15 protein-coding genes are annotated in these 19,256 nt (G+C 34.7%); 13 read left to right on the top strand and 2 right to left on the bottom strand.

Features of this window, described 5'->3' with window-relative positions:
* The first annotated feature begins 46 nt into the window (after nt 1–46).
* The 6 genes from DPQ89_RS00075 to DPQ89_RS00050 all read left to right on the top strand — a co-directional run bounded on the left by DPQ89_RS00075 (nt 47) and on the right by DPQ89_RS00050 (nt 4,159).
* Complete coding sequence (locus DPQ89_RS00075) at nt 47–973, top strand: hypothetical protein (RefSeq protein ID WP_127713948.1); 927 nt, start codon at nt 47–49, stop codon at nt 971–973.
* Nucleotides 974–1,126: 153 nt separating this feature from the next.
* Complete coding sequence (locus DPQ89_RS00070) at nt 1,127–1,837, top strand: hypothetical protein (protein ID WP_127713947.1); 711 nt, start codon at nt 1,127–1,129, stop codon at nt 1,835–1,837.
* Nucleotides 1,838–1,957: 120 nt separating this feature from the next.
* Nucleotides 1,958–2,272, top strand: a complete 315-nt coding sequence (locus DPQ89_RS00065) for a YbjQ family protein (protein WP_127713946.1) — start codon at nt 1,958–1,960, stop codon at nt 2,270–2,272.
* A gap of 1 nt (nt 2,273) precedes the next feature.
* Complete coding sequence (locus DPQ89_RS00060; protein WP_127713945.1) at nt 2,274–2,726, top strand: YbjQ family protein; 453 nt, start codon at nt 2,274–2,276, stop codon at nt 2,724–2,726.
* Nucleotides 2,716–3,519: a M48 family metallopeptidase gene (locus tag DPQ89_RS00055; protein ID WP_127713944.1), complete on the top strand. Its 804-nt coding sequence runs from the start codon at nt 2,716–2,718 to the stop codon at nt 3,517–3,519. Before DPQ89_RS00060 ends, DPQ89_RS00055 begins: the two co-directional genes overlap by 11 nt.
* Nucleotides 3,520–3,538: 19 nt before the next feature.
* The gene (locus tag DPQ89_RS00050) at nt 3,539–4,159 is read left to right on the top strand and encodes a hypothetical protein (protein WP_127713943.1); all 621 of its coding nucleotides are present in this window, start codon (nt 3,539–3,541) and stop codon (nt 4,157–4,159) included.
* Here the strand turns inward: DPQ89_RS00050 and DPQ89_RS00045 are convergent.
* Nucleotides 4,146–5,642, bottom strand: a complete 1,497-nt coding sequence (locus DPQ89_RS00045) for an ATP-binding protein (RefSeq protein WP_164848196.1) — start codon at nt 5,640–5,642, stop codon at nt 4,146–4,148. The genes DPQ89_RS00050 and DPQ89_RS00045 overlap by 14 nt on opposite strands.
* Nucleotides 5,643–5,764: 122 nt before the next feature.
* Here DPQ89_RS00045 and DPQ89_RS00040 point away from each other — a divergent pair, with 122 nt between their 5' ends.
* From DPQ89_RS00040 to DPQ89_RS00015, 6 genes are all read left to right on the top strand, one after another.
* A complete protein-coding gene (locus DPQ89_RS00040; protein WP_127713941.1) occupies nt 5,765–6,778 on the top strand; it encodes an FAD:protein FMN transferase in 1,014 nt (337 codons plus the stop codon).
* A gap of 8 nt (nt 6,779–6,786) precedes the next feature.
* Entirely contained in the window at nt 6,787–7,023 is a 237-nt protein-coding gene (gene nqrM, locus DPQ89_RS00035) for a (Na+)-NQR maturation NqrM (RefSeq protein ID WP_127713940.1), read from the top strand.
* A 136-nt stretch (nt 7,024–7,159) separates the two neighbouring features.
* Entirely contained in the window at nt 7,160–9,892 is a 2,733-nt protein-coding gene (locus DPQ89_RS00030) for a 2-oxoglutarate dehydrogenase E1 component (protein WP_127713939.1), read from the top strand.
* 10 nt (nt 9,893–9,902) lie between these two features.
* Complete coding sequence (gene odhB, locus DPQ89_RS00025; protein WP_127713938.1) at nt 9,903–11,123, top strand: 2-oxoglutarate dehydrogenase complex dihydrolipoyllysine-residue succinyltransferase; 1,221 nt, start codon at nt 9,903–9,905, stop codon at nt 11,121–11,123.
* A gap of 19 nt (nt 11,124–11,142) precedes the next feature.
* Entirely contained in the window at nt 11,143–12,546 is a 1,404-nt protein-coding gene (gene lpdA, locus DPQ89_RS00020) for a dihydrolipoyl dehydrogenase (RefSeq protein WP_127713937.1), read from the top strand.
* Nucleotides 12,547–12,681: 135 nt separating this feature from the next.
* A complete protein-coding gene (locus DPQ89_RS00015) occupies nt 12,682–15,393 on the top strand; it encodes a hypothetical protein (RefSeq protein WP_127713936.1) in 2,712 nt (903 codons plus the stop codon).
* Here DPQ89_RS00015 and DPQ89_RS00010 read toward each other — a convergent pair.
* Complete coding sequence (locus tag DPQ89_RS00010) at nt 15,390–16,382, bottom strand: hypothetical protein (RefSeq protein ID WP_127713935.1); 993 nt, start codon at nt 16,380–16,382, stop codon at nt 15,390–15,392. The two genes, DPQ89_RS00015 and DPQ89_RS00010, sit on opposite strands and share 4 nt — an antisense overlap.
* Before the next feature lie 174 nt (nt 16,383–16,556).
* Between DPQ89_RS00010 and DPQ89_RS00005 the strand changes: the two genes are divergently transcribed.
* Nucleotides 16,557–19,004 (top strand): PilZ domain-containing protein, encoded by a 2,448-nt coding sequence (locus DPQ89_RS00005; RefSeq protein WP_127713934.1) that lies wholly within the window; start codon nt 16,557–16,559, stop codon nt 19,002–19,004.
* Nucleotides 19,005–19,256 lie beyond the last annotated feature (252 nt).

The following is a 19,256-nucleotide window of genomic DNA, read 5'->3' as shown; positions in this document are numbered from 1 at the left end:
CTTTTTTCTCTAAAGACAACTAAGTAAACTTCTGTATAATTAGATAGTGAAGTTTCTTAGTCTCTTTATATTCTCTATATATAGTTTTTGCTCTTTTGCAGCATATGACCCGTGTAAGTACTTTTCTTTTAATAGCTGTGATAATGGAAGTAGTATCAATTCTAGTATTGGTTCTAGTCAACCTAGCTCTAGTCGATCATTTTCTTCGCCATCATCTCTTGGCTCTGTGGAAGGCTTTGGAGTAGAAGGAATTGTTTGGAGTGGATTGGATTTAAGTATCGTTTCAGGTAATGGAAGAGTAGGAGGTGGTGCTTCTAGTTCTAATACTGATGATACTTTCTTTGGAAATAGTTCTAAAGAAGAATACTACTCATATGTTGATAGAAAAGTTGCCTTGCAAAGTTATGATTTTGAAAAGTACACCTTTGGTGCTGGTCTCTCACTGTTAAGTAAGAAAAGTAGTAAGCTTTTCTCTTTGAATATAGGAGCTGTTTCAAAATATATTAGTAGCTCAGGTAATTTCCATTTTGGAGGGGCCTTATCTGCTAGTTTAGGACCCCTAAATTTTGCTTATTCTAAGTATAAAGATGAAGGTATAGATATTGATAGTGGGAGAGGAGTTTCAACTCCTATTGTATTTATAGTTGACTCTTACTCAGTTGGTTTAAGTCTTGGAATATTTAATATTGATTATACCGTTTTTGATAATCGAACAAATTATACGGATAAAATAGAAATATTTTCTAGCTCACTTGTATATAAGAAAACGACCTTTTCTTTTGGGGTAAGGATTGAAAATGGTCCTTTACCTGAAGTGAATTTAGGAGAGGGTGTTATAAATACACAAGAAGAAGAAAAGAAGAATCAATTCTTGGCCTTTCAGTATAACTTTAGAAATGACCTCTCTGCAGGTCTGCTACACAATTACTTTCTAAGTGATGAATTATCAATTATCGCGACTTACTTCTTTTAGTCTTAGCAAAAGTGAGAAATAAATTCATTATGTCTAAAGTTTAGTCACTGTCATATATAGAACATTTATTTGGCCTGTAAGTGCTCAAAATTCCTAATGTAGACTTGGTATTCATCTTGCTTATTAGTAATCAAATACAAATTGGAGTTAATTATGAATTCTTTAAAACTTATGCTCTTGCTAGCAATCTCTTTTGTTTCTTTAAGCCAAAATATTTTCTTTGAAAATAGTCGAGAAATAGCTTCTGTTGATTGTGCAAATTGTGAAAGTGAACTTGAGAATTCATCAGACGAATTATCTAAGTCATTAACAAAAATTAAATCTGTTCTACCTAAAGAAGTAGGGAATATGGCCTTATTCGAAGCAATGAAGCAGAAGCATCAATGTGGAGAATTCTTTGGTGAAAGTGATATGAAATTTAAAGGAAGGTTAAAAGAGAATCAAACTTACTTTGTCGCTGCTGATCCTATGAACTCTGATATAGAGGCCGCGGGCATGGTATTTATGATGAATTTACCAAATGAAGGCAAGAAAGGAGAGTCTAGTTCTAAGAGACCTTTTCTTGGTAAGAGCTACGAAGGAGATATCCTAATGGTAGAAAGAGTTCAAAATGGAAGAAAGATTATTGGTTATAACGTCACTCTTTCTCTTTGTAAGTTCTCTTTTGGAAAAAAGAAAATAATTCATGAAGATAATAAAATTGAAGAACTCGCTTTTGGAATGATGTCGCTAGATACTGAAGATAATTGTGATGGTTACTTAGACATCAATATGAGTAAAGTTGGCTTTGTTGCTAATCCTAAGAGTTCGTTCAAAAGAAGAATACCAATGGAGAAACATTTTCAACCAATTGAATGTGACTAAGACTAAGAACCCAATTTTGGCCTACATTTTAGTAGGCCTTTTACTTTTAATGCAATAATTTCTATCTATTCTCTCTCTCAAAAGTTCTATATCCTTTTATTACATATTTAAGGAGTTCTAATGCTTATTTCTAATATTGAAACTATTCCAGGAAAAAACATAACTGAGTATTATGGTTTAGTCACAGGCTCTACCGTTAGAGCAAAGCATATTGGGCGTGACTTTATGGCGGGTTTAAAGAATATTGTTGGGGGAGAGTTGAAGGGCTATAGTGAATTGTTGCAAGAATCAAGAGCAGAAGCTATGAATCGAATGATTGAATCTGCTAAAGAGGTAGGTGCAAATGCTATCGTCAATATTCGTTTTTCAACTTCATCTGTGGCCCAAGGGGCCGCTGAGTTATACTGCTATGGTACAGCAGTTAAGGTAGAATAGTTTGGAACAATTAGTTGTATTCTCTGTTCTGCTTGGTCTTGGTTATTTCTTTGGAATCTCTAATGAGAAAAAGCACTATAAGTCCATTAGAACAAGAGAGAAAAAGTATCGTAATACTGTAGCAGTTAGTTTTAAGAGTCCTCCTATTTCAAATGATTTAATTCAAGATCAAAAATTAGTTATGGGTAGTACAGTTGTTTCAATAGATTATTTCAAGTTAATGTATGCAGGAATTCAATCTCTCTTTGGTGGACGTCTTAGAAGTTATGAGTCTTTAGTTGATAGAGCTCGTAGAGAAGCTCTACTTAGAATGAAAAAAGATGCTAAGGGTTATTCTATGATTCTTAATGTGAAGGTTGAAACATCATCAATTTCAAAAGGAACGCAGAATAAAGGGGTCGGAAGCGTTGAAGTCTTAGCATATGGAACGGCCATAAAAGTAAATGAAGTATAATCCTGCAAATACTGAAAGAGACAATAATATCTCTGAGGGAAATGATCTCGTTGGTTTTTTTAAATACCTTTTTGGCACAGTACTTATTATTTTAATTACTGTTTTTACTATAAGTATCCTATCGTCTGTAATTATTAATTCTTTCAGTGATCCACTAGAGTCAACTCTTCATAATAAGATGTTTAATATGTTTAATTTGAACTATAAGCAATCTAAGAAAGAAGAGAATATTCAATCTTTATTAAATTCCTTAATCGAAGTCTCTGATATGAAACAGAAGAAGTTCCAAATAAGAATTGTCTCTTCTAAAGATCAAAATGCTATGGCATCCATTGGGGGAAGAATTACAATTTACGATGAGTTGCTTCGAAATATCGAAACCGAAAACTCTTTGGCACTAGTCCTTGCTCATGAATTAGGGCACTATAAAATGAGGCATCACCTTCAGGGAATTGGTCCTATAATTACTATTTCTATTCTTAATTTTGTTACACCATCAATGAAAGACTTAATTGAAAAAGTTTTTTTCCTAGGAATGATGAAAGTTTCTAGAGATCATGAAACGGAAGCTGATCAATATGCAATAGAACTAATGATTAACAGATATGGTCATCTTGACGGGGCCTTGACCTTTTTTAGAAATGTTGAAAAAATCGAGAATAAATATCCTAGTATAGCAAAATTTCTATCAGGTCATCCTGCGACACAAGAGAGAATAGATCTTTTTGAACAACAGGCGAAGAAATATAAAGATGAAAAGAATGAAATAACCGTTTTTTCATTGGAAGAGTAGGTGCACATAGGAGCGTAATTTGAATGATATAGAGAAATTAAAACAAGAGAATAAACAATTAAGAACTCTTCTCGAAGAAAGAACCAAGCTTCTTTCTAAAACAATACATGATTTATCTAGTCCAGTTACGATCGCTTTCTTTGAAGTTCAAAAGGCCCTTGAAGCTAAGAGTCCAAATTATAAAGAGTCTCTTGAAAGTATAGAAGAATCTCTCGATAGAGTTATTGAGTATATTGATAATTACAAGAAGGCGCGAGATGAATTTGTAGAGCTTGGAACTAAGAATAAAATAACGCTAAAAAAAGTAAAGAGCTTTCTATCTTTCTACCTTGGTCAGGAAATACTGATGAATGATCTTACTCTTAGTGTTCTTTCTGAGGATGATGAGATAACAGTAGATGAAGAGTATTTCTTTAAGAATGTTCTTAAACCACTTTTTAAAAACGTTTTTTCAGCAATAAATAATGAAGAAGTTATTGTTAAGAAAGTTGAGAAAGACTCAAGTTCGTACTTAACTATAGAATGTAATTTTAAGCTAAGTGAAGTTCAAATCGATGAACATAATAAAGCCGCACTTAGGATTGGTGGAAAAGTCGAGTATAGAGATGGACTCTTGGCCGTAATTCTTACTGAATCCTAGGTTCAAAATTTGGTTCACGTGAAGGAATGTAACCTCCTGTAAGCAACACCTCATTTAGTTCTGCTTGCTTTGTTGGGAGTATTATTTCAAAACTTGTATTGCCCTTGTAGGTAGAGATTTCAATAGAGCCATTATTCTTTTCAATGATATTACGACTAATACTTAGGCCTAGTCCTGTACCTTTTCCTATCGGCTTCGTCGTAAAGAAAGGTTCAAGAATTTTCTTACTTAGCTCGTTACTGATCCCTTTTCCAGAGTCGATAACTCTTATCAAAACTGAATCATAATTATCTTCTATGATTATCTTTACCCATCTTTCATCTAAATCATAGATTGCATCATAGGCATTTGTTAGTAAGTTTAGAAAGATTTGTGTTATTTCAATTGGATTAGTTTGTAGTGCAATATCTTTGGTTAAATGATTGGATAGTATTCTAATTCCTTCAGATTTAAACTTTTCTTGACATAAGATTAATGCGTCTTCGATAACAGTAGAAAGAGCTATTTGTTTAAGATCATTTTCGTCTCGCGTATTTCTTGAAACTTTTGATAATGAATCTACAATTTTCTTCACTCTATATGTCGTATCTTCAATTTTCTTAGCATAGTATTTAATCTTTTCTGGATCTATATTATTTTCATTTGAAAGCCTCATGAGTTTTTGAGAGAAGCCAGAAATGATAGCCAAAGGATTGTTAATTTCGTGACCAATACTACCTGCTAATTTTCCAATTGATGCCATTTTATCTAGTTCACATCTGCTTTCAACCTCTTTTTTCTGATCTGTTATATCAAGGGCAGAGCCAACAATCGATAAAGGTACACCTTTATTGTCTTTAATAACTCGACCAACAACTTTTAGATATCTGATCTCGTTCTTATAAGTTGTGACTTCATGGCTGAGCTCAAAACTTCCTTCCCGGATACATTCTTCAAATTTAACTAAATACTGAGCATAGGTCGATGCTGAGATGAACTTTAGAATATCATCCGAAGGTATCTTGAAGTTTTCAGGTAAGTCTAATATTCGATTTAATTCAACGGATGTGTGGAACTGGCTATTTTTAAATTCATATTCCCAAAATGATATCTTATTTAATACTGCTGCGTCTAAGAGTCTTGCTTCATCTTTGAGTGCATTTTCTTGTAGCTTGAATAGCTCAGTAATATTTCTTACGACACATAGAATATGGTCTGAGTCTAGAATTGGAATCAAGGCCATATTGTAGTGGCACAATCCTTTTTGAAAGTTAAAATTCGTTTGCTTAAGAGATGTCGAGGATTGATCTAGCGCCTTAAAGAATTCTAGTTGTGACTCGGGTGGAAGGTGGCGATGTAGAGAAGAGCCAGTGATCTTTAGTATTGAATCATCAAAGTGCTTACTTACAAAAATGACTTTACCATTTCGATCAAGTTCGAAAACATACTCTTCAAGGTGATTTAGAAAGAATAATAACTTTTCTTGATTATCCACATTCGTCATTAGTTTTCTCCGCGTTATCATGTTAGACCACATATTTTTTATTTATACAAATCCTTTTCTGTATATTCTTTAAATCTTGATTTTACATAGCTAAACAGTCAGAAATTTGATAATAAGCAAATATGAAAGTTAATCTGTTAATCCTATGGGCCCTTGTGTGCTTTATTTCTTGTTCCAATGAACCTAAGTTGTTGAAATATGAAGGTAAGACCATGGGAACCACTTATCATATTAAGTACAGTTTTAGTGGTAAAGATCATAGTGCTGAGTTGAAACTCGCTACAGATCGTACACTTATTTCTCTTAATAAGATCATGTCTACTTATATTGCAGATTCAGAAATTTCTCTGTTTAACTCTAGTGCTAGTACAGAGTGGGTAGGAGCTTCAAAAGAGTTGCTCCTAGTTGTAGATCACGCTCTCAAGGTTGGAAGGGAGACTGATGGGGTCTACGACCCAACCATAGGTCCACTTGTGAACTTATGGGGCTTTGGACCAAGTGGTCAGCGTCAGGTTCCGAGTGATATCGAAATCGAAAAGAAGCTCAGAAGCGTTGGGCTAGATAAGCTTGAAGTAGATTTAAAAAAGCAAGCTTGGAAAAAGAGTATTGGTTCAGTTTATGTAGACCTTTCTTCTTTGGCCAAGGGTTATGGTGTTGATAAGATTGCTACTTTACTTGAGAGTAAGGGAATCAATAATTACATGGTTGAAATTGGTGGAGAAGTAAGAACGAGAGGCTCAAAGGCAGGTAAACCTTGGGTGATTGCGATAGAATCACCATCGCAAAAAGAGGGCAAGAATTCATATCAACGACTTGTTAATCTTAACTCTCATGCCATGGCCACAAGTGGAAACTATAGAAATTTTTTCAAACAGAAGAATAAGACTTACTCTCACACTATTGATTATAGAACTGGAAGGCCTGTTTCTCACACCCTTGCCAGTGTTAGTGTCGTTGATAGTAAGTCCTGTATGAATGCTGATGCTTGGGCCACAGCTCTTATGGCCATGGGTTATGAGAAGGGATTTGAAATTGCGGAAAAATTAAATATAGCAGCATACTTTATATATAAACTAGATTCTATGAGTACTTTTGCTGTTGCACAGACCACAGAATTTAGAAAATTAAATTTATAGGTGAACTTATGAAAATGTTTTTAGTGTCGTTAATTGTAATGATGGCGGCGATTGCAGGAATGGCAGTTGGGGTGATCTTTAGCAATAGAAAGCTAAAAGGTTCTTGTGGTGGTCTAGGAAAGCTGATGGGCGAGGATTGTTCGTTTTGCGATAAAAAGGACGAGTGCGACAAGACTTCAGAGCACAAAGAAGACTGTGTAAAGCTTGAAGTAAAAGACTCAAGTGTTAAACTTAGCATCAGCTGATTTTAGGTTTTCTTTTGTTAAGGGATAGTATTTGCCCTTTTGAAAAAGAAACTTCACGAACTGCTAACATAGTAATATATTAATAAAATTATAAATTTTGATAAAAATTCTCGGGTAAAAAAAACGGATTTTAATTATGGCTAACCCAATTGACTTCACACATCTGTCTGCTTCAGACATTTCATTTATTGACAATCTTTACGATGATTACAAACAAGAGCCAACCTCTGTTGATGAGTCTTGGCAAAAGTTTTTCGAAGGTTTTGAATTTGCCGCAGGAGCTACTCCAGGTGGAGGAGGAGACTTCGATGAATCGAGACTACGAAAAGAGTTTAATGTTTTTAGACTGATCCAATCGTATAGAGCGAGAGGGCACTTACTTTCAGATACGAACCCTATTCGTAAAAGAAGAGATCGTAATGCTCAGATTGGTCTTTCAGAATATGACCTTAATGCGAAAGACTTAGAAGAGGTTTTCATTTGTGGAGACTTTGTGGGTCTTGGTCCATGCAAGCTAAAAGATATTATCCATAAAATGGAGAGTCTATATTGTGGGAAGATGGGCATCGAGTATATGCACAGTAATGACACAGAGATTAGACGTTGGGTAAGAGAGAAGTTTGAGACTGGCTCTCTAGTTGTAGATTATCCAATTGAGAAGAAAAAGAGAATATTGGAAAAGTTAAACGAAGCTAATGTTTTCGAAAACTTTTTACAAACGAAGTACACAGGACAAAAAAGATTTTCACTAGAAGGTGGAGAATCTACTATTCCAGGTCTTGATGCGATAATAAATAGATCGAGTGAGCTTGGTGCTAAAGAGGTTGTTTTTGGAATGGCCCATAGAGGTCGTCTTAATGTTCTTACAAATATTATTGGTAAGACTTATGAGTATGTATTTTCTGAATTTGAAGGGAGCTCTTTAGAGCAAAAGCAAGGAATGGGTGATGGGGATGTTAAATACCATATGGGATTTACATCTGTTAAAGAGTCAACTTGCGGCAAAGATATTACTTTAAAAATTCTTCCTAACCCTTCGCATCTTGAGACAGTTTCTCCTGTGGTTACTGGTTACACTAGGGCCCAGGTTGATATCGCATATGAATCTGATGAGTCAAAAGTTATCCCTGTCGTTATTCACGGAGACGCGGCCGTTGCTGGACAAGGGATTGTTTATGAAACTCTTCAGATGTCAGAACTTCCTGCTTATAGAACTGGTGGGACAATTCACTTTGTTATAAATAATCAAATCGGTTTTACAACTGATTTTACTGACGCAAGATCTTCTAACTATTCTACTTCTGTTGCAAAAACATTAGATATTCCAATTATTCACGTTAACGGTGATTACCCTGAGCATGTTGTTTATGCATGTGAGTTTGCTGTTGAGTTTAGACAGAAATTTAAAAAAGATATTTTTATAGATATGGTTTGCTACCGTAAGCATGGTCACAATGAAGGTGATGAGCCTAAGTATACTCAGCCTCACTTGTACGGTTTGATTGCGAAAGTTAAAAATCCAAGAGAGTTATACTTAGAGAGACTTCTTGAAAGTGGGTCTTTAAATAAGGAACTGGCTAAAGAGATGCAAGATAAGTTTAAGTCTCTTTTGGCCGATAGATTTAATAATGTTAAACAAGATGCACTTCCTAAGAAGTCTAGCGGACCTCATAAAGAATGGAAAAATCTTAGATGGGCTAAAGATGAAGACTTTGAGTCTTCACCTGCAACTAAAGTTTCTAAAGCAAATTTAGAAAAAGTTCTCAAGGCCGTATCTTCTACACCAGAGGGTTTTAAAACATTAAGAAAGGCACAGAAGATTCTTGATAGTAGACCTGCTATGTTTAAGGCCGACAAGATAGACTGGGCCTTAGCTGAACTTCTTGCTTATGGAACTTTGCTCTCAGAAGATGCTAATATTCGTTTTACTGGTCAAGATGTAATTAGAGGAACTTTCTCTCATAGACATGCAAAGGTTTTTGATGAGAAGACTAACTCTGCTCACTGCGGACTTGCTCACATTGAAAATGCTAAAGGTAAGATAAGTATATATAACTCATTACTTTCAGAGTATGCAGTATTAGCATTTGAATATGGTTACTCTCAAGCAACTCCAAGAGCGCTGAATATTTGGGAAGCACAATTTGGTGACTTTTCAAATGGTGCTCAAATTGTTTTAGATCAGTTTATCTCAGCAGGTGAGAGTAAGTGGCAGAGAATGAGTAATATTGTCATGCTTCTTCCTCATGGATATGAAGGTTCAGGACCTGAGCATTCTTCGTGTCGACCAGAGAGATACCTACAATTATGTGCAGAAAATAATATGGTTGTTTGTAATTTTACAACGCCTGCAAATATGTTTCACGCTCTGAGAAGACAGTTGAAATGGGAGTTTAGAAAGCCACTAATCGTGTTTACTCCTAAGTCTCTACTTAGACATCCTCTATGTGTTTCATCCGTTGATGATTTTTCTAAAGGTGGATTGCAGGAGATTATTGATGACTCTTGGGTTAAAGCTAAAGATGTTAAAAAAGTTCTGCTATGTTCAGGAAAGGTTTATTACGATCTACTTGAAAAGCAGCAAAATGATAAGAGAAAAGACGTCGCCATCGTTAGACTTGAACAACTTTATCCACTTCCTGTTAAGCAACTTGAAAAAGTCTTAAAGAAGTATAAAGGTGCTAAGCAAGTGTGGGTACAAGAAGAGCCGATGAATATGGGGGCGTGGACTTTCTTAATGAGATGGAGAGAGATGTTTAGTGATCTAACTTGTATCTCTAGAAAATCAAGTGCATCTCCTGCTACAGGATATGCAGCAGTACATAATAAAGAACAAGAAGTAATTTTAGATAAGGCTTTTGCCAAATAAGGGTTTAATTATGAGTATTGAAATAAAAATTCCAAGTATTGGAGAATCAATTACAGAAGTTACTCTAGCTGCTTGGGTAAAAGCAGATGGTGACTACGTTGAAGAGGGTGATATCCTTTGTGAGATAGAGTCAGATAAAGCAACAGTTGAGCTTCCGGCCGAATCAAGCGGGGTTCTTAAAATAACAGTAGAAGAGGGGACAGACCTTGAAATTGGTGCCGTGATTGCGACATTAGATACAAGTGCTGCTGCTCCGGCAGGAGATACTCCAAAAGCACAAGAGTCCGCACCAGCTACTGAGGCGGTACCTGCTGCGACAAATGCCGCCAGTGGTGGAGATAAGAATTATCCTTCTCCTGCTGCGAAGAAAATTTTAGATGAAAAAGGTGTTGATGCTTCTTCTGTTTCAGGCAGTGGAAAGGATGGACGTATAACGAAAACTGATGCTCTTGGAGCAAGCTCTGCACCTGCTAAAGCAGCTTCTGCCCCAGCACAGGAAATGAGTAAAGTTGAACTCTCAGGTGGTGTAAGTAGAAATAAGAGAGTTGAAAAAATGACTCGTCTTAGAAAAACGATTGCTGCACGTTTAACGGAAGCAAAGAACTCTACAGCAATGCTTACGACTTTCAATGAAGTTGATATGTTCTATGTAATGGAGTTAAGAAATAAGTATAAAGAAGCCTTTAAAGAAAAGCATGACATCGGATTAGGATTTATGTCTTTCTTTACTAAGGCCGTAACAATGGCCCTTAAGGAAGTTCCTGGGGTAAATGCTCAGATTGATGGTGACTCTATTGTTTATCATGATTATGCAGATGTTGGAATTGCCGTTTCTACTCCAAAAGGGCTTGTTGTTCCAGTTGTAGAGAATGCAGAGAGTATGTCTTTAGCGCAAATAGAAAAAGAAATTAGACGTCTTGCTCTTAAGGGGAGAGATGGAAAACTGACTGTTGATGAAATGTCTGGTGGTACTTTCACTATTACTAATGGTGGGGTATTTGGATCAATGTTATCAACTCCAATTATAAATATTCCACAATCAGCTATCTTAGGAATGCACAATATTGTTGAAAGACCTGTCGCAATCAATGGTGAAGTTGTTATTCATCCTGTGATGTACTTGGCGCTGTCTTATGATCATAGAATTGTAGATGGAAAAGAATCAGTGACGTTCTTAAAAACTGTAAAAGAGCTCATTGAAGATCCTTCAAGAATGTTACTAGATATCTAATAGAGTTTTAGGAGTTAGAATGAAAGAATTTGATGTTACTATAATTGGCTCAGGACCTGGCGGATATGTTTGTGCAATAAGAATGGCACAATTAGGTTTTAAGACGGCCATTATTGAGAAATATAACACTTTAGGTGGAACTTGCCTTAATGTTGGATGTATTCCTTCAAAAGCATGGCTAGAGTCTAGTGAGAGATTCTACGATGCCTCTCATCACTTTGTTGATCACGGTATTGATACTGGAAAAATAAAGCTTGATATTAAGAAAATGGGTGCAAGAGTTGCTAAAGTTGTTGCTGACACTTGCGGTGGAATTGATTTTCTTATGAAGAAAAATAAGATTGAAGTTTTTAAAGGTCATGGCTCTCTAAAAGATAAGAATACAGTTATTATCAAGGGTGAGTCAGGGCAAGAAGAGATAAAGACTAAAAATATAGTTCTTGCCACAGGTTCAAAGCCCTCTAGTCTTCCTTTTATTAATATCGACAAGAAAAGAGTGATTACTTCAACAGAAGCTTTAAAGTTAGAAGAAGTTCCTAAGCACTTAGTGGTAATTGGTGGAGGAGTTATTGGTCTAGAAATGGGACAAGTTTTTCTGCGTTTAGGATCTAAAGTTTCAGTGGTTGAGTATGCGGATACTATCATTGGTATGATGGATGGTGATTTAGGTAAGAATTTACAAAGAGTTTTAAAGAAGCAGGGCATGGAGTTTCTAACTGGTCATGGTGTAACAGCTGTTGAGGCCAAAGGAAAGAATGTTAAAATCACTGCGACTAAGAATAAAGATCAAAGTGTAGTTGAACTTGATGCTGATTACTGCCTTGTTGCAGTAGGAAGAAGACCATTTACAGACGGTCTAGGTCTGGAAAATGCAGGAGTGGCCATAAGCGATCGTGGACAAGTGATTACAGATGAACATTTAAGAACAAATGTTGATAATATTTTCGCAATTGGAGATGTTACTAAAGGTGTAATGCTAGCACATAAGGCGGAAGAGGAAGGTGTTTATGTTGCTGAACTATTGGCAGGCCAAAAACCTCATCTAAACTACGATCTTATTCCAGGGGTTGTCTATACTTGGCCAGAAGTATCAAGTGTTGGACAAACTGAAGAGCAATTAAAAGCGAATAAAGTACCATATAAAAAAGGTTCGTTTCCTTTTAAGGCTTCTGGTCGTGCTAGAGCAGGGAATGAGTCTGATGGACTTATTAAAGTACTTGCGCATAAGGAGACGGATGAGATTCTTGGTGTTCATATGATAGGGCCTCGTTGTGCTGATCTCATCGGAGAAGCCGTTGTGGCAATGGAGTATCGTGCATCTGCAGAAGATATAGCTCGTATTTGTCATGCTCATCCGACTTATACAGAAAGCTTTAAAGAAGCTTGCCTCGCGGCAACTGAAGACAGAGCTCTTCACATATAGACTTGAATGGCCGAGAGATTATCTCGGCCTCTAGTCGGAAAAATTATCCTCTCAAGTAATAATCCCTTTCATTATTCAAAATTTCTCTCATTTTTCTCGATAAGCTAACTGAATTAGTTTATGTCAGAGGACAATATGAGTAATAGTAAATTTAATTTAAAAAATAAGCTCAAAGAACTATCAGCTTCAGATGAAAGTCTAGCCGATATCCAAAGAGATATTTATCCTCCAGTTATAGAAGGAGTTAAAGAAGTTCAAAATACTTGTCCTATTTCTCTCGTTCCACCTAAATTTAATAAAGAAAAATTTGAAAATCTTGTTGTTGAAGAAGTTGAAGTTAAAGAGCAGAGCTCTATAGAAAAAGAGTTTGAGAAAAATCAAGAAAATGATCGCAATATAGTTAGAAGATCAATATCAGAAGATAGTTCAGAGATTAAGAATCTAAAGAAATCTAGAAAGAGTGACTTGGATATCTTTATTGAGTCAAAAAAATCAATTACTGAGTTGCAAGAAAAAGGTATAGAGCTAAAAAATACAATCGACATTGAAAAAGATAAGAATGTTGAGGTTAGAGAAAAGCTAACTTCTATCAAAAGAGAAATAAGTGAGCTTACTTCACAGATTGAGAAGAGCAAGAGCGAGAGTATCGATCTCACTATTGAGAATGATAGTATTACCAATGAACTTGTTCGTCTTGAAGGTACTAGAGATCATTTAGATGAAACACTAAAGAATATTTCTAAAAATGCTAGTGAAGTGGCACAAAGTCTTGCTAGTGCTCATAGAGATAGAAATGATCTGATCTCATTAATGAGTGCCAATCAAGGTCTTATTGAGGATTTAAAAAAGAAAATTATTGTAAATAAAGAGACCATTTCTTCAGTTAGAAATGATATAGAATTTAAGAATAAACAAATATCAAATCAGAATAATGAAAATGAATTATTAAATGAAGAGATTTTACAGCTTGCTAAGAAGAAAGAAAGTCTCTCCCAAGAAGTCATAACACTTGAGCTAGAGCTTGAATGTGAAAAAGAAAATCTGGTCAAACTCAAAGAGAAGAGTTTATCAATAAGAGAAAATATCTCGCTTTTAGAAAATAAGAGTATTAGCTTAAGTGAGAGTCGTAAGAAACTTGCTTCTGAGTACCAAGAATATGAATCTCTCTATATTGGTCTTGATCAGACAAGATTAGAACTCGAGGCTGAATTAGAATCTAAGACAGAACTTATTTCTAATTATGATTCAAAAATTTCTAGATTACAGGAAAAATGTAATTTAGAGGCCAGCAAAAATAGTTCTCTAAAAGAATTATCTATAAATAGAAAAAGAGAAATCGAAAAGTTACAGAAAGTTTTTGAGATTAAAAAGTCAAAAATAGCTTCTTTAGAGACAAGTAACTACGAGTATGAAAGAGATAGTGAAGTCATCCTAGGTGAGATTGAAGAGCTAAAAGTGCATAGCACAGCTCTTGAGAGACGACTTAGTGGACTTAATTTTGATACGAAGAACTACCAAGCTGAGATCAAGGCATTTAGGGAGCAATTAGAAGACTTGAAAAAAGAGAACTTATCTCTTGAAAATAGAATATCTAATGCTACTGAACAAAGAGAGATCAGTTTAGAGAAAATCTCAGCACTAAGAGTTGATATTCATCGTCACTCAGCGACTTATGAGCAAAGGGTAGATGAATTATCAAAAGCTGATGCTGACTTCTTGAGACAGAGTAATAGTGTCGCTCAACTAAAAACAAAGAAAGAAGACCTTGGAACACTATTAGCGAAGACAGAGTCAGAGCTAGCAAAGAAAGTTTACGAACTCAAAGGACTTATATCTAAAAAGAGAGAGCTTAGTACTTATATTACTACCTCAGAAGACCATCTTGTTAATTTAACAAATAAAATTACTCTGAGAACACAAAATATTACAGAACTGAAGAATAGAAAGATTTCCTTATTAGATGAGAAATTAGCTCTTGAGGAACAAGTTGTTAAGGCAACTGGGCAAGTTTCTAGTTTAGATTCTTCTCTTTATAGTGAGAAGGAGATCGTTACTAACTGTGAAAGAGATGTAAGAGAAGTTAATCAAAGAATTGAAGAAATTCAAGCGTTTAAAACTCAGCTAGAAGAAGAACTAATTGCAACTAAGAATAAAAAAGAAGAGCTTACGCAAGAAAATGAGCGGCTCTATGTTGCACGTAGAAATATCGAAACTGATACACTTAAAGTAGAGAGACAAAAGAGTGAATTACAAAATGATCTTGTAAGGCTCACTGAAAAGAATACACTTCTAAATAAAGAGTTTACTATTAGTGATGCTAAATTTAGAAATGAATCAAAGATTATTGCTGAATTGGAATCTCAAAAGAATAAGCTTGTTGAGCAAATTGAGACTAGGAAAACTCTTGTTGAAAAGAAAAGAAGTGACCATAAGAAACTCATACAAGTTGAAAGAGATCTTACTAATGAAATTGATAGTCTCACAAATCATTTCAAAAACTCGAATACAGAGATCATTACTTCAACTATTGATGTAAAGAAAATAAGGGATGAGATTGCGCTTAAAAGAGAGCAACTCGATGAGGCGAAGAAGGCCTATGGTGGACTTACTGGTCAATCTCGAAACTTGAAAGAGGACCATGAGCAACAGATCATGATTTTAAAGGAACTGAGTCAGACTAAAGATAAGTATTTGTCTTTAATTGATGAATTATCAGTAAAGAACTCTAGAAAGTTTTCAGAAATTAACGAAAAGAATAGAGTTATTGAAAATTTAAAAGATGAAGTAAGTACTTTAAAAGAGAATGTTACTCTTCTTCAAAACTATAGAAAGAAAAAGGCGGCTTAGGTCTTTACAAGGCCTGAGCTAAGTAGCTCTACATAATTCTTAGGGTAAAGAATATGTTTAAGTATTTTTTGCTCTTTGCCTTCAAAAGTAAGATATTCCTGATCTAGATAATATATTTGTTGTTCACTTAATGTTGGATTTATTTCAATTATCTTGTTTTGTAAGTCAAGACCTGAAAATCTCTTCTCATTAATTATGATATTTTGAACATTATTTAAATAATCTATGTCTATGTTTTTTACCTTTACACACCATCTAATTTTTCCAAATCGATAAAGATCAGTTTCAATTGTAATATACTTTGCTTCAAATAATCTTCTTTCCATATCGACTAATTGATTACTATTACTATGACAGATATGAAATTGAAATAAATAGGGAAGATGTCTTGGTGAATTTAAATCCATTAATTTAGATTCATTTTCAAGTCGTGTGTCTAGCTCAAGTCTGGAAATAAGATCTCCGTGAGACTCGATTGCCCAGATAACTTTTTTAGTATTAAGGCAAATCTTATCCAAGAGAGACGTTAAGAAATTAGATACGGGCTGATAGATAAAGTAAATATCATACTGAGAGAGGTCCATAGTTAGTGCATTCTCGTGATGTATTAAACTATTCTCTAGTGATAATTCTTTTAAAATTCCTTTAGAGTAAGCAACTCTTTGTTCTATAACTTCAATTGAACTAATTGATTGTAATCCAAGAGCATGACAGAGAATAGACCCTTTTGAATATGCACTTCCAAGATCAACCATTGTTTTTCTATTATCTTCAAGTAAGAGAATCATTTTATAATAGTCATACCAACTTGTGCTCAGTGCAGAATCTTCTAATTTCTCTCCAGCATAAGTCGAGCTTTGATCAATTGAGGGGCGAAGCTGGGCCTCGATTTTGGATGGTAAAAAATTGAAGTATTGGTCACAGAATTCGTTAAATTCTTTATCTTTAAGCTTATTAATTTGTAAAAAAAATGAGTTATTTTTGTTCATAAATTAAAGATTCCTATGATTTCGGTCGCTTGGGAGACTTATCTGAGCAATTAACTTTCACGCGATCTATTGAGTTTCTCGTGCCAAATACCGATAAATACATTGAGATCATACTATTTGGAGGAGTATATCGCAAAATTTTACTTAATTCAGACAGACAATAAAGTCTTAAAGATGTTGGATATCTTTGAGATTGTTTCTCTTTTAGAGTCAAAGACTCTACAGGCGAACTCGTACGTCTTCGAGTTAAGAAAGAAGCAATGGATCCAAGTAAGAGCAATTGATGTTCTTGTTCACACGGGATACAAATTTTCTGCTTCTGAAAATTTTGATGAACCTACATTTATTCCACCACATAAACTACCTGAAGACTTTAGTTACGATGTTAGTAATGGTGATTATCTTTACTTGCTAAATCATTTAAATAAGATTCAGTCTCGAAAAGAACAATTAGAGAACTCTGATGATTCGGTTAAAAATAATAAAGAAAGAATGCAACTAGAAAGTACTATCGTTGAGCTTAATGAAGTGATTTCTAAACTAGATTCCGAAAATCAAGTGAACAAAGAATTGAATGGCGATTTAGAGAACTTACTTTATGAGTTAAAATCAAATATTCAAAAAAGTGAACATAGAGTTAATGCTCTTGAAAATGAACTCTTGCAAAAAGAAGTAGAGCTTAACGATACTGTTGATAAATCAAATAGAGAGTTAGAACAATACAGGCAAGACTTTAAAGAGAATATAGAAGAATCATCTAAATCAAAGATGCAAGTTCAGTCTTTACTTTATAAAATTGAATCCTTAAAGTTTGCACTCAGAGTAGAAAAAGAAAAATATCAAGACCTAAAAGATGTATTCAATAATCAAAACTCTCATAAAGAAAAAGATACAATTAAGGACAAAGTTCTTGAACAAGCATTTAGTTACTTTATTCAAGGCCCAGTTGGAAATGGTTCTTCTGAACTTGAGATTGAAAAACTAAATAAGAAAATAGAATTTTTAAATGCTGAATTAGATGAAAAAGACAGCTACCTTAAAAAGAAAGTAGCAGATTTTGATAAAGAGCTTGCTGCAAAAGATATCTCTTTAAATAAGAAGATTAATACACTTAAGAGCGAGCTCCTTGAAAAAGAGGACTTCTATAAGGATAAAATTGCTACTTTCTCATCCTCTTGCGGTGAAGATAAAGAACTTTATAGAGAAAAAGTTACTGATTTAGAGCGCAGGTATCAAGTAAAGATTAGTGAACTTGGAAATGACAAGCGTGAACTTAAAGCACGAATTAGTTCTCTAGAATCTGAGTTAGAAAAGTCTTATGAGAAGTCCGATGCTTTAATTAACACAGTTTCAAGACCGACTACTGATGCTGTGAAAAATGATGCGAAATTTATTGAACTCAAAGATCGATTTGAAAAGTCTGTAGAAAATTATGAGCAAATGCTTGCTTTTAAAGATGACAAGATAAAGAACCTTATTAATGATCAGCAATCTGGTTCTACGAACACAATTACTGAGATTGATAATCTAGAAGTTGAGAAATTAAGAACTCTTAATAGAAATTATGTGAAAGAAAAGGAGCTGTTAGGCGCTCAAATTAAGAAACTTTCTGAACAGAGAATGGATCTTGCTAAGAGAGTTGAAGCTCAGCAAGGTGAGATTAAAGAATATAAGAATATAAATCAAAAATTAATCGCTCAAATAGAGGAGCTTGAAAAGCGCTCTAGTGCATATAAAGATGAGTATAAGAAATTATTTGAAAAGAATAATAAGGCCATACAGAAGATTCAGGCCCAAAGCTCAAAATTAAGCTCTCTTGCTGATGAAAAACAAGTTGGACTTGTTCAATCGCAAAAAGAGGTTGATGAGCTTGTTAACCAGATGCTTGATTATAAGTCACAAGCGGAAAAGGAAAAGAAGCGTGCTCTTGAGCTTGCTAAGAACTTAGAACAGATAAAAGAGTCAGAAAGTAAAATTGAACTCGAGTCTGTAAAGAGTAGCTCTGAAGATGACTCTAGCTCTAGTCAAGATGAGCTTAATAGATTGATTGGAGACTCTTACGAAGTTGAAAATGATGCGATCTGGACTGTTCAGTTTGAAGATGGAATGAAGTCAGGTCCACATCCTTTCTCAGTTGTTTACGATATGAAAGAAAAAGGGGAGATTACTCCTACAACGAGAGTAAAGAAGGCCGGGGACGGGTTTAAGAATTGTGCAGATATTTTTGAACTATCCACAAGAGTTTTCACTCACGGTGAAGATGAGAATCGTAGATTCTTTATTAAGAGAAACTCTGTCCGAGTTCCTTATTATGAGTTAATAACTTTTGAGATGGGTGGAAATGAGTTTAAGGGATACTGTACTAGTATCAGCTCCGGTGGAATATTTATCGAACTCTCAAATGTAAAGAGTGATGACTTAAAAGTAAAGAATAAGGGAAGAGTGCTCTTTCCTGCTGGAGCAATAGATAGACCATTTAATTGTGTTGCTCAGATTATGAATGTTTCCGAATCAAGACCAAAAGGTATAGGGCTGATGTTTATTGATCTGCCTGAAGCTGCCAAAGAAGATATCCTTAATTACGTTAATACTTACTTAAATAGAAGTAAGAAGAGCGCTTAGGTTAGAATCGCTACTTTATATACCCAACAATATCGCGACTCCATTCTCCGTTAAAAAAATAGAAGTACTTACCAAACTAAGAATAATTTAAGGATGAACACACTTAATGGTGTTTTCTCTGCGTCACAAGTCTAAAGAACAGGCATGAAAATTCAATCGTTTATAATTGGTTTACCACAACTAATTAGTAACAAAGGAATTATTCATGCCCAGTAATGAGCTTACTAAATTTTTACTATTACCAAAACTAGA

Source organism: Halobacteriovorax sp. HLS (assembly GCF_004006665.1).
Taxonomy (GTDB): domain Bacteria; phylum Bdellovibrionota; class Bacteriovoracia; order Bacteriovoracales; family Bacteriovoracaceae; genus Halobacteriovorax.
The sequence above is the reverse complement of the archived record's forward strand: the minus strand, read 5'-3'. Positions and strand labels throughout refer to the sequence as shown.